Annotated in this window: 13 protein-coding genes; 6 read left to right on the top strand and 7 right to left on the bottom strand. The window is 72.9% G+C overall.

Features of this window, described 5'->3' with window-relative positions; all coding sequences use genetic code 11:
- Positions 1–348: 348 nt before the first annotated feature.
- Together OG357_RS15895 and OG357_RS15900 are read left to right on the top strand one after the other, a co-directional pair.
- The gene (locus OG357_RS15895; protein ID WP_329621761.1) at positions 349–2286 is read left to right on the top strand and encodes a 2-oxoacid:acceptor oxidoreductase subunit alpha; all 1938 of its coding nucleotides are present in this window, start codon (positions 349–351) and stop codon (positions 2284–2286) included.
- A complete protein-coding gene (locus OG357_RS15900) occupies positions 2279–3340 on the top strand; it encodes a 2-oxoacid:ferredoxin oxidoreductase subunit beta (RefSeq protein ID WP_329621762.1) in 1062 nt (353 codons plus the stop codon). The genes OG357_RS15895 and OG357_RS15900 overlap by 8 nt, the downstream gene beginning before the upstream one ends.
- Positions 3341–3413: 73 nt before the next feature.
- Here the strand turns inward: OG357_RS15900 and OG357_RS15905 are convergent, their stop codons facing one another.
- From OG357_RS15905 to OG357_RS15920, 4 genes are all read right to left on the bottom strand, one after another.
- Positions 3414–5642, bottom strand: a complete 2229-nt coding sequence (locus OG357_RS15905; RefSeq protein ID WP_329621763.1) for a bifunctional serine/threonine-protein kinase/ABC transporter substrate-binding protein — start codon at positions 5640–5642, stop codon at positions 3414–3416.
- A 6-nt stretch (positions 5643–5648) separates the two neighbouring features.
- Positions 5649–8006, bottom strand: a complete 2358-nt coding sequence (locus tag OG357_RS15910) for a bifunctional serine/threonine-protein kinase/ABC transporter substrate-binding protein (protein WP_329621764.1) — start codon at positions 8004–8006, stop codon at positions 5649–5651.
- Complete coding sequence (locus OG357_RS15915; RefSeq protein ID WP_329621765.1) at positions 8003–8884, bottom strand: hypothetical protein; 882 nt, start codon at positions 8882–8884, stop codon at positions 8003–8005. Before OG357_RS15915 ends, OG357_RS15910 begins: the two co-directional genes overlap by 4 nt.
- Positions 8885–8947: 63 nt before the next feature.
- A complete protein-coding gene (locus tag OG357_RS15920) occupies positions 8948–9307 on the bottom strand; it encodes a winged helix-turn-helix transcriptional regulator (protein ID WP_329625604.1) in 360 nt (119 codons plus the stop codon).
- 160 nt (positions 9308–9467) lie between these two features.
- Here OG357_RS15920 and OG357_RS15925 point away from each other — a divergent pair, with 160 nt between their 5' ends.
- Together OG357_RS15925 and rarD are read left to right on the top strand one after the other, a co-directional pair.
- Entirely contained in the window at positions 9468–10334 is an 867-nt protein-coding gene (locus OG357_RS15925) for an NmrA family NAD(P)-binding protein (RefSeq protein WP_329621766.1), read from the top strand.
- Positions 10335–10501: 167 nt separating this feature from the next.
- Positions 10502–11449: an EamA family transporter RarD gene (rarD, locus tag OG357_RS15930; RefSeq protein ID WP_443066809.1), complete on the top strand. Its 948-nt coding sequence runs from the start codon at positions 10502–10504 to the stop codon at positions 11447–11449.
- 4 nt (positions 11450–11453) lie between these two features.
- Here rarD and OG357_RS15935 read toward each other — a convergent pair whose 3' ends face one another.
- Positions 11454–11771: a DUF6401 family natural product biosynthesis protein gene (locus OG357_RS15935; RefSeq protein WP_329621768.1), complete on the bottom strand. Its 318-nt coding sequence runs from the start codon at positions 11769–11771 to the stop codon at positions 11454–11456.
- Between the two features lie 101 nt (positions 11772–11872).
- Between OG357_RS15935 and OG357_RS15940 the strand changes: the two genes are divergently transcribed.
- The gene (locus OG357_RS15940) at positions 11873–12310 is read left to right on the top strand and encodes a winged helix-turn-helix transcriptional regulator (RefSeq protein WP_329621769.1); all 438 of its coding nucleotides are present in this window, start codon (positions 11873–11875) and stop codon (positions 12308–12310) included.
- Positions 12311–12384: 74 nt separating this feature from the next.
- The gene (locus tag OG357_RS15945; RefSeq protein ID WP_329621770.1) at positions 12385–13014 is read left to right on the top strand and encodes a DUF4291 domain-containing protein; all 630 of its coding nucleotides are present in this window, start codon (positions 12385–12387) and stop codon (positions 13012–13014) included.
- Between the two features lie 27 nt (positions 13015–13041).
- Here the strand turns inward: OG357_RS15945 and OG357_RS15950 are convergent, their stop codons facing one another.
- Together OG357_RS15950 and OG357_RS15955 are read right to left on the bottom strand one after the other, a co-directional pair.
- On the bottom strand, positions 13042–13401 hold the full coding sequence (locus tag OG357_RS15950) for an SRPBCC family protein (RefSeq protein ID WP_329621771.1): 360 nt from the start codon (positions 13399–13401) through the stop codon (positions 13042–13044).
- Positions 13401–14009 (bottom strand): CGNR zinc finger domain-containing protein, encoded by a 609-nt coding sequence (locus tag OG357_RS15955; protein WP_329621772.1) that lies wholly within the window; start codon positions 14007–14009, stop codon positions 13401–13403. Before OG357_RS15955 ends, OG357_RS15950 begins: the two co-directional genes overlap by 1 nt.
- Positions 14010–14024: the final 15 nt, after the last annotated feature.

The following is a 14024-nucleotide window of genomic DNA, read 5'->3' on the forward strand; positions in this document are numbered from 1 at the left end:
CCCTGTCAGAATCCAGCGCGGCCGCACGTGACCGAGTGCGGCCGAGTGCGACTGGAGCGAGGCCGGAGCGACATCGGGGAGGCTGCCGACCGTCCGACAACCGGAGGGTCCTAGATCCAATGGATGAGGCGTAACGCGACCTTCCGGAACAATCCGGGTGGCGACAGAACGTGACAATTCAGGGCAAGAGGGTGTCTCACAAAGAGGTCCGGTATGCGAGAAGTCCCGGGAGGGCCCCCCTTACCGTCGTAGGGTGGGCCACGGGACGACCGGTGATCAGCCGGCGTCTCCCGAGCCTTCTCCCGCCTCCGGCGGAGAGTCCCCTTGCCACGAGGGAGGTCCAGTTCAGTGACCAGCCAGGTCAGTAGCGAGGCCGGTGAGGCCCTGCTCGGGGAGCAGCGCAGCGCCCCGGCGACGGCCCACCACGGCGCCGAGAAGGAAGTGCGCCGGCTCGACCGGGTGATCATCCGCTTCGCGGGCGACTCCGGTGACGGCATGCAGCTCACGGGTGACCGCTTCACCTCGGAGACGGCGTCCTTCGGGAACGACCTCTCCACGCTGCCGAACTTCCCGGCCGAGATCCGCGCACCCGCCGGAACGCTGCCGGGCGTCTCGTCCTTCCAGCTGCACTTCGCCGACCACGACATCCTGACCCCGGGCGACGCCCCGAACGTGCTGGTCGCGATGAACCCGGCCGCGCTCAAGGCCAACATCGGCGACGTGCCGCGCGGCGGCGAGATCATCGTCAACACCGACGAGTTCGCCAAGCGCGCCATGGCCAAGGTCGGCTACGCGACCTCGCCCCTGGAGGACGGGTCGCTGGACGGCTACCGGGTCCACCCGGTGCCGCTGACCACACTGACCGTCGAGGCCCTCAAGGAGTTCGGCCTGTCCCGGAAGGAGGCCGAGCGGAGCAAGAACATGTTCGCGCTCGGGCTGCTCTCCTGGATGTACCACCGGCCGACCGAGGGCACCGAGAAGTTCCTGCGCACCAAGTTCGCGAAGAAGCCCCAGATCGCCGAGGCCAACGTGGCCGCCTTCCGGGCCGGTTGGAACTTCGGCGAGACCACCGAGGACTTCGCCGTCTCCTACGAGGTCGCCCCGGCGACCCGGGCCTTCCCAACCGGCACCTACCGGAACATCTCCGGGAACCTGGCCCTCTCGTACGGCCTGGTCGCCGCCTCCCGCCAGGCGGACCTGCCGCTCTACCTCGGCTCGTACCCGATCACCCCGGCCTCGGACATCCTCCACGAGCTGTCCAAGCACAAGAACTTCGGCGTGCGCACCTTCCAGGCCGAGGACGAGATCGCCGGCATCGGCGCCGCCCTCGGCGCGGCCTTCGGCGGCGCGCTCGGCGTGACGACGACGTCCGGCCCCGGTGTGGCCCTCAAGTCGGAGACGATCGGCCTCGCGGTCTCCCTGGAGCTGCCGCTGCTGATCATCGACATCCAGCGCGGCGGCCCGTCCACCGGTCTGCCCACCAAGACCGAGCAGGCCGACCTCCTCCAGGCCATGTACGGCCGCAACGGCGAGGCCCCGGTGCCGGTCGTGGCCCCGAAGACGCCCGCCGACTGCTTCGACGCGGCGATCGAGGCGGCCCGGATCGCCCTCACGTACCGCACGCCCGTCTTCCTGCTCTCCGACGGCTACCTCGCCAACGGCTCCGAACCCTGGCGCGTCCCGGACGTCGACGAGCTCCCCGACCTGCGGACCCAGTTCGCGACCGGGCCGAACCACACGCTCGACGACGGCACCGAGGTCTTCTGGCCGTACAAGCGCGACCCCGAGACCCTGGCCCGGCCCTGGGCCGTGCCCGGCACCCCCGGCCTCGAACACCGCATCGGCGGCATCGAGAAGCAGGACGGCACCGGCAACATCTCGTACGACCCCGCCAACCACGAGTTCATGGTCCGCACCCGCCAGGCCAAGATCGACGGCATCGACGTCCCCGACATCGAGGTCGACGACCCGGACGGCGCGAGCACCCTCGTCCTCGGCTGGGGCTCCACCTACGGGCCGATCACCGCCGCCGTCCGCCGTCTCCGCCGCGCCGGGCAGCCCATCGCCCAGGCCCACCTGCGCCACCTCAACCCCCTCCCGAAGAACCTCGGGGAGGTGCTGAAGCGGTACGAGAAGGTCGTCGTCCCCGAGATGAACCTCGGCCAGCTCGCCACCCTCGTCCGGGCGAAGTACCTCGTCGACGCCCAAAGCCACACCCAGGTCAACGGCATGCCGTTCAAGGCCGAGCAGCTGGCCGCCGTTCTCAAGGAGGCCATCGATGCCTGAGCCCACGGAGCTCCTGCTCAACCTGGTCCCCAAGGCCGAGGCCGTCCAGACGATGAAGGACTTCAAGTCCGACCAGGAGGTCAGGTGGTGCCCCGGCTGCGGTGACTACGCCGTCCTCGCCGCCGTCCAGGGCTTCATGCCCGAACTCGGCCTGGCGAAGGAGAACATCGTCTTCGTCTCCGGCATCGGCTGCTCCTCCCGCTTCCCGTACTACATGAACACCTACGGGATGCACTCCATCCACGGCCGCGCCCCGGCGATCGCCACCGGCCTCGCCACCTCCCGCCGCGACCTGTCCGTCTGGGTCGTCACGGGCGACGGCGACGCGCTCTCCATCGGCGGCAACCACCTCATCCACGCGCTCCGCCGCAACGTCAACCTGAAGATCCTGCTCTTCAACAACCGGATCTACGGGCTGACCAAGGGCCAGTACTCGCCCACCTCCGAGGTCGGCAAGATCACCAAGTCGACGCCGATGGGCTCGCTCGACGCGCCCTTCAACCCGGTGTCGCTCGCGCTCGGCGCGGAGGCCTCCTTCGTGGCCCGTACGGTCGACTCCGACCGCAAGCACCTCACCGAGGTGCTGCGCCAGGCCGCCGAGCACAACGGCACGGCGCTGGTCGAGATCTACCAGAACTGCAACATCTTCAACGACGGCGCCTTCGAGGTCCTCAAGGACAAGGACCAGGCCAAGGAGGCCGTCATCCGGCTGGAGCACGGGCAGCCGATCCGCTTCGGCGCCGAGCTCGACAAGGGCGTCGTCCGCGACCAGGCCACCGGCGACCTCCAGGTCGTCACGGTCACCCCGGAGAACGAGTCGCGGATCCTCGTCCACGACGCCCACGCGGCCACCCCCACCACCGCCTTCGCGCTCTCGCGGCTCGCGGACCCGGACACCCTCCACCAGACGCCCATCGGGGTGTTCCGGTCGGTGGAGCGCCCGGTCTACGACACGCTGATGGCGGAGCAGCTGGAGTCGGCCGTGGAGCAGCAGGGCAAGGGCGACCTGGGCCGGCTCCTCACCGGCAACGACACGTGGACGGTGGCGGGGTAGTTCCCGACCCGTCCGCCCGCCCGCACGAGTGACTGAGGGCCCGATCCGTACGCCCGTACGGATCGGGCCCCTCTCATGTCCCGTCCCGCGCCGCCTTCTGCGCCGCCTCGTCGAACTTCCCGAGGAAGACGGGCACTCCGTCCTTCACCTGCCACAGGAAGAGCCCCAGGAGGGCCGTGGCCTTGTCGTTCCTGGTCTTGGCGGAGTACAGCTTGGCCAGCCCCTCGTAGACGTCCCGCACCAGCGCGTTCGCGACGGCGGAGGCCTTCGACTCGGCACCGTCCCCGACCGCCGTGCGCAGCGCCTCCGCGATCCAGTTGACGGCGTCGTACGCCTCCGTGGTGTACCGGTCGACGGGGGTCGTCCCGGCCAGTCCCCAGCGCTTCCGGTACGCGGCGGCGAACGCCTTCGCTGCCGGGATCCCGTCGGGGTCGACGTACCCCGTGCCGAAGTACCAGCCCTCCGCCGCCGGCCCCGCGAGGGTGAGGAACTCCGGCTGGAGCACGTACTCGACGCTGCCGCAGGCCCCCTCGTACCCCTGGTCGCGCAGGGCCTTGGCGCACAGCGCGGCCCGGCTCGGCGAGTCGCCCGCGTACAGCACGCCCTGCGGGTCGGTCGCGAGGGCGGCCCGTACGGCGGCCGCGAAGTCCTCGCTGTCCGCCTCGACGGGGTGCGAGGTCACCACCCCGCCCCGGTCCATCGACGGCGGGGTGGCCTTCATGCTCTTGACGGCGAACCAGCTGTACCGGCCCGCGGCGCGGTCCTCCACGACGGCGGTCCGGACGACCTTGCGCTCGGTGAGGTAGCGCCCGAAGGGCACGATCATCACGTCGGGGGACGGACGTGACTCGAAGTAGGTCTGCCTGAGGGTCTGGCCCTTCACCATCTCGCCCGTCGGGATCGAGGCGAGGACGCTCACCAACGAGACCGATCGGTCGACGAGTTCGCCTCCCGCGGCGAGGACGGCCGGGGCGGTCGCCGGGCCGAGGACGCCGACCAGCCTCTCGTCCTTGAGGAGGGCGCGGGCAGCGGCCTTGGCGCGCTGGGCGTCCCCGCCGTCGTCCATGACCCGGAGGACCAGGTCGAAGGGGCGGTCCGGGCGGGCGTTGAAGGTCTCCACGGCCACCCGGGCCCCGCGTTCCTGGGCCCGGCCGTCCGTCTTGGCGGGGCCGCTGAGGTCGGTGAGCAGACCGAGCGTGTACGCGGCGAGCGGGGCCCCGGTGCCGCCCGCTCCCCCACCCGTACTCGTCCCCGCGATCGTGCCCGTCCCCGTGCCCGCCGGGGTGCGGCTCAGGAGCCACGCGGTCAGGCCGCCCGCGCCCGCGACGGCCACCGCCGAGCCGCCCATCAGCAGCCTGCGCCGCGAAACCCCCTTCGGGGGCTCGGAGTTCACGAGCATCGTCGGCTCGGGGACCGGCAGGTCGAGGACCCGCGAGGAGCGCTGGGCGATCAGCGCGGGCAGGCCGGGCGGCAGCCAGTCGCCCGCCGGGCCCTCGGCCTCCCCCAGCGCCGCCCGCACCTCGGCCGCCGTGGGGCGGTCCGCCGGATCCTTCGCCAGACAGGCGCCGACCAGGGGCAAGAGCGTGTCCGGTACGTCGTCGAGGGCGGGCTCCTCGTGGACGGTGCGGTAGACGACGGCCGCCACCCCGCCCGTACCGAAGGGGCGCTCCCCTGTCAGCGCGTACGCGAGGACACAGCCGAGCGAGAAGACGTCGCTCGGCGGGCCGACCTCGCCGGCCCCGGCGGCGCGGGCCTGCTCGGGGGCGAGGAAGCCGGGGGTGCCGATCATCGCGTCCGTGGCGGTCAGCGCGGTCGCGCCGGCGGAGCGGGCGATGCCGAAGTCGATGAGCCGCGGCCCGTCGAGGGCGAGGAGGACGTTGCCCGGCTTGACGTCCCGGTGGACGAGCCCCGCCTCGTGCATGTCGGCCAGCGCGGCCGCGAGCCGGGCGCCCAGGGCGCGGACGGCCGGCTCGGGCAGGGCGCCGTGCAGACCGACGGCCTCGGCGAGCGACGGCCCCGGCACGTACTCGGTCGCCAGCCAGGGCTCCCGGGCCTCCGGATCCGCGCCGAGGACGCGGACGACCCAGCGCCCCGTGATGCGCTCGGCGGCGCGGGCCTCGCGGCGGAACCGCTCCCGGAAGCCGGGGTCGGCGGCGTGCTCGGACCGGATGAGCTTGAGCGCGGCGAGCGCCCCGCCGCCGGAGCGGGCCAGGTAGACGACGCCCATGCCGCCCGCGCCGAGGCGGCCGAGGAGCCGGTAGCCCGCGATCGACGACGGGTCGGCCTTGCGGAGAGGCTGCACGGCCGGTCAGGCCTTCTGCTTCGCTTTGTTCGCCTCGCTCGCTTTGTTCGCCTCGCTCGCTTTGTTCGCCTCGCTCGCGGGGAGGACGGGTGCGGCGCCGATCAGCTTGAAGGCGCCGTTCTGCACGGCGTGCACGAAGGTCCCGCCGTTGGTGAGGTCGCCGCTCTCGTCGAAGGTGTAACCGCCCATGACACCCGTGTACTTCTGTTTCCGCAGCGCCGCCCAGAGCCCCTTGCGGGCCGGGCTCCCGCCGGCCTTGGCACGCCGCGCGAGCTCTTGCAGGGTCATCGTGACGACGTCGTACGACTCCCCCGTGTAGTACGCGGGGGCCGCGCCGAACCGCTTGCGGTGGGCCGCGACGAAACCGGCGGCCTCCTTGCGGGAGACGGCGTCGAGCACGGGGGCGCCGAAGAACCAGCCCTCGGCTGCCGCGCCGGCCTCCTTCAGGAACGCCGGCCCGAAGGCCCGCTGCCCGGCGAACCGCGGCCCGGCGAAGCCGAGTTCGCCGAGGGCGCGGGCGGCGAGGACGGCGGTGGCCCGGACGCCGCAGTGGACGTACGCGTCCATGCCGGCGTCGATCATCTCGCCGAGGATGGCGCGGTAGTCCCGCGCGCGGGCCGGGACCACGCGGAAGCGGGGGTCGAGGCCCGCCTGCCCGAAGCCGAACTGGACGCCCCGGACGATCTGCCAGCTGTACTGGTCGTCGGTGCGCTCCTGGAGGACTCCGGGCCTGCGGATGGCGGACAGGAGCGTGACGGCGTAGGCGAGGTGCATTCCGGCGTAGACGTGGTGGGGGATCGCCCGCAGCACCGTGGCGTTCGGCGTGCTCTCCGTGTCCCGGACCGTGAGCAGGTTGTAGCCGGCCGAGACGGTGAGCAGGGGAAGACCGGCCTCCTCGAAGGCGGGCAGGGCGACCTGGGCGGTGTCGTCGGAGGTGGCGCCGAGCACGGCGAGCACGCCCGGGTCGGTGGTGAGCCTGCGGGCCGCTGCCAGGGCCTTGGCCGGGTCTCCCCGGTCGTCGGAGACCGTGAGTTCGAGCGTGTACGGCTTGTCCTTGCGGGCGTTGAACTGCTCGACGGCGAGGCGCGCGCCGCGCTCCTGGGCCAGGCCGATCTCCTTGGCGGGGCCGGAGAGGTCGGCGAGGACGCCGATCTTCCAGGTGGTGCGGGGCGGGACGGGCTTCCTGCCGTCGTTCTTCCTGTCGTCGCCGTCGCCGTCGTCGCCCGTCAGGGCCGACCAGGCGGCGACGGAGCCGCCGGCCGCGGCGAGGACGGCGGCGCCGGAGGCGAGGAGCAGGAAGCCCCGCCGGCTGCGCTTCGGCTCCTCCGCCGGTCCCGTGCCGGGCGCGGTGACGTCGATCTCGGGGAGGGCGAGCATCCGGGCGGAGCGCTCGGCGATGGTCCGGACGACGGGGGCGGGCAGCCAGTCGGCGCCGTCGCCCGGGGTGTCCTCGGTGAGCCGGACACCGATCTCCGCGGCGGTGGGCCGGGCGGCCGGATCCTTGGCGAGGCAGGTCCGGACGAGGTCGAGCAGCCCGTCGGGTACGCCGGTCAGGTCGGGTTCGTCGTGGACGGTCCGGTACATCAGGGCGTCGACGGCGCCGGTGCCGAACGGCGGGCGGCCGGTCGCCGCGTACGCGAGGAGGCAGCCGAGCGCGAAGACGTCGGCGGCGGGACCGATCGCGTCGGTGCGGGCCTCGGCCTGCTCGGGGGCGAGGAAGCCGGGGGTGCCGACGACCATGTCGGTGGCGGTGAGGGCGGTCTCGCCGGTGGCGCGGGCGATGCCGAAGTCGATGAGGCGGGGGCCGTCGACGGCGAGGAGGACGTTCCCCGGCTTGACGTCCCGGTGGACGAGCCCGGCCGCGTGCACGGCGGCGAGGGCGCGGGCGACGGCCCAGCCGAGGAGGCGGACGCTCCGCTCGGGCAGCGCGCCGTGCGCGGTGACGGCCTCGCCGAGGGACGGGCCGGCGACGAAGGCGGTCGCCATCCAGGGTTCGGGGGCGTCCGGGTCGGCGCCGGTGACGGGTACGGCCCAGGGGCTGGAGACCCGGCGGGCGGCCTCGACCTCGCGGCGGAAGCGGGCCCGGAAGTCGGGCTGGTCGGCCTGGTCGGCGTGGGTGACCTTGACGGCGGCGAGCTCGCCGTTCGCCGTACGGCCCAGGTAGACGACGCCCATGCCGCCCGCGCCGAGACGGCCCAGGAGGCGGTAGGCGGCGATCACCGACGGGTCGGAGGGCAGGAGCGGCTGGAGGGCGCCGGGCTCGGGCCGGGGTGTGGGCTGCGGCTCGGGCCAGGGCTGGGGTTGCGGCTCGGGCCGGGGCTGGGGCTCGGGCTGGGGCTCGGGCTGGGGGGTCGTGGGGCTCATGACTGGACCTCCAGCTCGTCCTGGGCGCGTTCGAGCATCGTGACGAGGGCCTGGACCTGGGCGGGAATGGTGCCGACCGTCGTGGCGGTGTCCTGCTCGCTGTAGCCGGGCGCGCCCTTGACGACGGTGGCGACGGTGACCTGGCCGATCCGCGACTGGTACCAGCCGTAGAACTGGTCCCCCTTCACCGCGTCGTTGAGGTAGATCCCCCGCTCTCCGAGGGAGTCGTCGGCGGTGAAGTTGCCGCCGACGCCGAAGGGGTTGCCGAGGGAGATGAGGCCCGAGATGCGTTCGCCGTCGCGCAGCTTCTGGTCGGGGCAGCGGAGCGCCTCCTCCAGGGTCCCGGCCATCTCCCAGTCGGCGTCGGCCTCGGTGCGGTGCACGGTGACCGTGGCGGCGACCCGGAGGGTCCCGCGGGCGCCGTCGGCGGGCACCTCGCTGTAGGCGGTGACGCTGGAGAGGACGGTGGAGGGCCGGGTGCCCGTCTCCCAGGAGCAGTTGGCGCCGAGGACGGGCCAGTAGTCCGGGTCGCTGAGGTGCGGGGTGCGCTTCACGTATTCCGGGCCCCAGGCGTCGGGCCCGCCGACGACGGCGAGCGCGATCCGCCGGGCGTCGGCCTCGGTCTTCGGCGCGCGCTTCGGGTCGGGAACGAAGTCGAGCGCGGTGGGCGCCGGGGCGGCCGTGGTCGGAGCGGCGCTGGTCGGGGCGGCGCTGGTCGGGGCCGCCGACGTACGCGTACCCCCCTTGCCGTCGGGTCTCTTCCCGTCGTCACCGCCACCGGTGCAGCCGGTGGCGATCAGCCCGCCCAGCAGTAAGCCACAGCAGGCACGCAGCAGTCTTTGGTCCCCGTACGCCACAAGTCCCCCACGGTCCCTCACGGTTTCCCCACGAACGTGAGCAGATCGTACGGCCTGGAAGGTCAACTCACCGCGATTACCACGTCATTGAGACGCACTGGCGACACTCTCGCGACGCGCCTCGTCGTACCGCGCCCGGGCCTGCTCGACCTCCGCGACCCGCCGGTCGGTCCAGCGGGCGAGCTCCGCGACCTGGCGGGCGGCCTCCTCGCCCATGACGGTGAGGCTGTAGTCGACGCGGGGCGGGATGACGGGCTTGGCGTCGCGGTGGACGAAGCCGTCGCGCTCCAGGGTCTGGAGCGTCTGCGTCAGCATCTTCTCGCTGACGCCGCCGACCCGGCGGCGCAGCTCGCTGAAGCGGTACGAGCGCTCGCGCAGCGCGATGAGGATCAGGACTCCCCAGCGGCTGGTGACGTGCTCCATGACCAGCCGGGCCGGACACATGGCGCCGACGACGTCCGTCAGCAGGCTCTTCGGTTCCCCACTCACGTTCCCACTTACTTCCATACCAGTACCTTACTTCAAAGTGGGTACTTACGAAAGGAAAGTGCCCGACGTACGGTGAGGACATCGCCCACCGCACCCCACGGGAAAAGGAAGCATCATGAGCATCGTCGTCACCGGAGCCACCGGCCAGCTCGGCCGTCTCGTCATCGACGCCCTCCTCGCCACCGTCCCCGCCGCTTCCGTCGCCGCCGTCGTCCGGAACAAGGAGAAGGCGGCCGACCTCGCGGAGCGCGGTGTCGAGCTGCGGATCGCGGACTACAGCCGGCCGGAGACGCTGGCGGAGGCCTTCGAGGCGGGCGACCGGGTGCTCCTCATCTCGGGCAGCGAGGTCGGGCAGCGCGTCGCACAGCACGCCGCCGTGATCGCCGCGGCCAAGTCGGCGGGCGTCGCCCAGCTCGCGTACACCGGCGTCCTCGGCGGCCCGGAGGCCGACTTCGACCTGGCCGACGAGCACAAGGAGACCGAGCGGCTGATCCTCGCCTCCGGCCTGCCGTACACCTTCCTCCGCAACGGCTGGTACACCGAGAACTACACCGCGAACCTCGCCCCCGTCCTGGCCCACGGCGCCGTCGTCTCCAACGCCGGCGAGGGCCGGATCGCCTCCGCCACCCGCGCCGACTACGCCGCCGCCGCGGCCGCCGTCCTGACCGGCCCGGCCGAGGAGCACGTGAACCGGGCGTACGAGCTGAGCGGCGACACCGCCTGGTCGTTCGCCGAGTACGCGGCCGAGGTCGCCGCCCAGTCCGGCCGGGAGATCACGTACACCAACGTCCCCGCCGAGGCGCACCTCGCGATCCTCACCGGCGCCGGGGTCCCGGAGTTCTTCGCCGCGATCCTGGTCGACGTCAACCGGGCCGCGGAGCACGGCGCGCTCGCCGTACGGACCGGCGACCTGTCCCGGCTGATCGGCCGCCCCACCACCCCGATCGCCGTGACGATCAAGGAAGCGCTCGCCGCCTCCTGAACGAGGGGTCGGGCTGTCATGACCGTATGGCGATACGGGCATGACAACCCGCCCCGTGCGGCGCTACCTTCGACAGGACAGCGTGGCGCGCGGCAGGAGGTCCGGTGGAGACGAAGACGGAGAACGAAGGACGAGCAGGATTGCTCTACGGGATCGGCGCCTACGCCATGTGGGGACTGGTCCCGCTCTTCTGGCCGCTCCTCAAGCCCGCCGGAGCCGTCGAGATCCTCGCCCACCGGATGGTCTGGTCGCTCCTCTTCGTCGGCATCGCACTGCTCGCGCTCCGCCGCTGGAGCTGGATACCGGAGCTCGCGCGCAGCCCGCGCAAGCTGGCCCTGATCACCGTCGCCGCCGCCGTCATCAGCGTGAACTGGGGCCTCTACATCTGGTCGGTCAACACCGGCCACGTCGTCGAGGCCTCCCTCGGCTACTTCATCAACCCGCTCGTCACCATCGCGCTCGGCGTCCTCGTCCTCAAGGAGCGGCTGCGCCCGGCCCAGTGGGCGGCGGTCGGCGTCGGCTTCGCGGCCGTCCTCGTCCTCGCGATCGGGTACGGGCAGCCGCCGTGGATCTCGCTCACCCTCGCCTTCTCCTTCGCGATCTACGGCCTGGTGAAGAAGAAGCTCAACCTCGGCGGCCTGGAGTCGCTCGCCGCCGAGACCGCCGTCCAGTTCCTGCCGGCCCTCGGCTACCTGGTCTGGATCGGCACCCAGGGCACCCTGGCCTTCGGCTCCGAGGGCGCCGGACACGCGGCCCTGCTCGCCGCCACCGGCATCGTCACGGCGGTGCCGCTGGTCTGCTTCGGCGCGGCCGCCATCCGCGTACCGCTGTCGACGCTCGGACTCCTCCAGTACCTGGCGCCGACCTTCCAGTTCCTGCTCGGGATCCTCTACTTCCACGAGGCGATGCCGCCGGAGCGGTGGGCGGGCTTCTCCCTCGTCTGGCTCGCCCTGACGCTCCTCACCTGGGACGCGCTGCGCACGGCCCGCCGCAGCCGGGCCGCGATGGCCACGGCGTCGGCGGAGGCGGTGGCGTCGGTCGAGGCGGCTTCGGCCAAGGCGGCTTCGGTCGAGGCGGCGGCCTCGGTCAAGGCGGCCCACCACCCGGGGCGCTGACGTCTCACGCGTCCAGGAGGTCGTGCTCCTGGATCAGCCGGCAGACCGCCGTCAGCCGCAGGGTCACGAAGTCGTGGCCCGCGGGCTCGGTCCACTCGGCCTCGGACAGCCCGTCGGTGAACCCGAGCACGTAGTCGGCGAGCTCCTCCCGCCGCACGGTCCGGCCCTCCGGCCCCCGCTGGGCCGGGACGAGCGCGTCGCACACGGCGGCGGCGTGCTGGTCGACGGCGGCCGCGAGGCCCGGCTCGGAGGCGACCTCCGCGAGCCGGGGCAGGTACGCGACGGCGACATCGGTCAACGGGCAGCCGGGGGAATCGCTCATCACTCCACATTAGGTGCGGATCGGGGCGTCCCGACCGTGACCTTGGTCGCAGGTCGGTTCCCTCTTGTAACCGACCCGGTCCTGCGCCAGGATCGGGTGTCATGGATGACAGCGCCCTGAAGGCACCGAGCCACTGCGCGGGAAGCTACGGAAACGACGGCGACCCCGACCCCTTCCAGTGGGACACCCGCGAGGACTGCGAGGTCCGCCAGATCCTCGACCGCGTCGCCGACAAGTGGTCCCTCCTCGTCATCGCCCTCCTCGACCGCCGCGTCCTGCGCTTCACGGAGCTCAAGCGCGAGATCGACGGCGTCAGCCAGCGCATGCTGACCGTGACCCTGCGCCAGCTGGAGCGCGACGGCCTGGTGAAGCGCACCGTCCACCCGGTGGTCCCACCCCGCGTCGAGTACGAGCTCACCCCCCTGGGCGGGACCCTGCACACGACGATCCGCTCCCTCGTGACCTGGACCGAGCAGCACCAGAACGAGATCGCGGCGGCGCGCGAGGAGTACGACGCGAAGGAGGCGGCGCCCGCCTGAGGGCCGCGACGTCCGGCGGCGGCCCCGGGATATCCGGTGGCCCCGCCCCCGGGGCTTCGCGCACCCTGACGTCCATGGAAGAACCGAAGTACCGGATCCGGGCGCTCCACACCCCGGACACCGTCACCGTCTACCAGGCGTACACGCCGGGGATCGGCCTGCCCGCCGCCCGCGAGGGTCGATTCCCGGCCACATGGAAGCGGGACCGGATGACGTGGATCAAGCCGTCGTTCCTGTGGATGATGTACCGCTGTGGCTGGGGCGCGAAGGAGGGCCAGGAGACGGTCCTCGCCGTGGAGATCACCCGCGAGGGCTTCGAGTGGGCCCTGCGGAACGCCTGCCTCTCGCACTACGTGCGCGGGTTCCACCCCGACCAGGCCTCCTGGAAGCGGCAGTTGGGGCAGGCGCCGGCGCGCGTCCAGTGGGACCCGGAGCGCGACCTGCACCTGCGGCCGCTCCCGTACCGCTCGCTCCAGCTCGGCCTGTCGGGCGAGGCCTCCCGCCGGTACGCGGACGAGTGGACGGTCTCCGTCACCGACGTGACCCCGCTCGCCCACGACGTCCACGCGCTGGTCCGCGCGGGCGACCTGGCCGCCGCCGGCCGCCTGCTGCCCCGCGAGGAGCCGTACCCGGCGCCGGACGGGCTGCTGGACCACCTCCGCGCCCAGGAACCGGAGCCGTCCCCGCCGGTCACCGCGCCTTAGCACCCCGCGCGGCGGTCCTCGGGGCGGTCACTCCCCCACCCTCCGCACGATCTCGGCCATCACGCCCTTCCAGTGGGCGCGTTGGCGTTCACGCTCCTCGGCGCTCGCCATGTGCTCCTGGTGGAAGGTGAGGACGGTCCGGCCGTCGCCCGCCGGGGAGACGGCGACCTGGAGGACGGTCTCGCCGTACGACAGGCGGACGCGGTCCCGGGGCCGGAGGCTGCGGAGGGCGGGGTCGCCCTCGACGGGAAGCGCGGCTCCCGGACCGAACCAGAGGCTCAGGCCTTCGGGGCTCATGAGGAAGTCCCAGACGGCCGCGACGGGCAGGGGCAGGGTCTTGGAGACACCGATCTCCCAGCCGGCATCCCGCGTCAGTCCCACAGGCATCACACTTCTCCCTCCGGCGGGGTACGGGCACGGTGCGCCCGGACCTTGTGGCGGTTGCCGCACCGGTCCATCGAGCACCAGCGGCGGCGCCCGGGACGCGAGGTGTCGGCGAAGACGAGCGCGCAGTTGTCGGCGCCGCAGACGCGGACCCGGTCGGCGTACGGCCCGGTGAGGAGCTCGACCGCGTCCCGGGCGACCGTGGCGAGGAGCCGGGCCCCGGTGGCTCCGGGCGCCCACGCGCGCGTGCCGTCGGCGGCGATCAGGGCGACGAGCGGCGGCTCGGCGGCTGCGGCGTTGACCGTCGCCAGCTCCCCGGGGTCGGGGGCGGCGCCCCCGACCCGCGCCAGGGCGAGGCCCCAGAGCGCGTCCCGCACGTCCCGGACGGCCGCCAGCTCGGCGTCCGTGACGGTCACGTCGAGTCCGGGTGCGAGGCGGCAGCCCCGCACCCAGTCGAGCAGCCCGTCGACCCGGTCGAGGACCTCGTACTGCGCGGCGACCGGCCCGGGTCCACCGGTGAGCAGCAGCTCCAGGCAGAGGGCCCCGGCATCGAAGCGGAACACCTGCCCGTCGCGGTGCCGAAGGGTCATTCCGGTGGCGGCCAGTGTCATGTAACCAGTATAACC

This window comes from Streptomyces sp. NBC_01255 (assembly GCF_036226445.1).
Lineage (GTDB): Bacteria > Actinomycetota > Actinomycetes > Streptomycetales > Streptomycetaceae > Streptomyces.

What these genes read in the sequence shown, in the direction of transcription:
- OG357_RS15900 (WP_329621762.1), top strand. Translation starts at nt 2,279, where the DNA reads ATGCCTGAGCCCACGGAGCTCCTGCTCAACCTGGTCCCCAAGGCCGAG.
- OG357_RS15910 (WP_329621764.1), bottom strand. Translation starts at nt 8,006, where the DNA reads ATGAGCCCCACGACCCCCCAGCCCGAGCCCCAGCCCGAGCCCCAGCCC.
- OG357_RS15920 (WP_329625604.1), bottom strand. Translation starts at nt 9,307, where the DNA reads ATGTGTCCGGCCCGGCTGGTCATGGAGCACGTCACCAGCCGCTGGGGA.
- OG357_RS15925 (WP_329621766.1), top strand. Translation starts at nt 9,468, where the DNA reads ATGAGCATCGTCGTCACCGGAGCCACCGGCCAGCTCGGCCGTCTCGTC.
- rarD (WP_443066809.1), top strand. Translation starts at nt 10,502, where the DNA reads ATGTGGGGACTGGTCCCGCTCTTCTGGCCGCTCCTCAAGCCCGCCGGA.
- OG357_RS15935 (WP_329621768.1), bottom strand. Translation starts at nt 11,771, where the DNA reads ATGAGCGATTCCCCCGGCTGCCCGTTGACCGATGTCGCCGTCGCGTAC.
- OG357_RS15940 (WP_329621769.1), top strand. Translation starts at nt 11,873, where the DNA reads ATGGATGACAGCGCCCTGAAGGCACCGAGCCACTGCGCGGGAAGCTAC.
- OG357_RS15945 (WP_329621770.1), top strand. Translation starts at nt 12,385, where the DNA reads ATGGAAGAACCGAAGTACCGGATCCGGGCGCTCCACACCCCGGACACC.
- OG357_RS15950 (WP_329621771.1), bottom strand. Translation starts at nt 13,401, where the DNA reads ATGCCTGTGGGACTGACGCGGGATGCCGGCTGGGAGATCGGTGTCTCC.
- OG357_RS15955 (WP_329621772.1), bottom strand. Translation starts at nt 14,009, where the DNA reads ATGACACTGGCCGCCACCGGAATGACCCTTCGGCACCGCGACGGGCAG.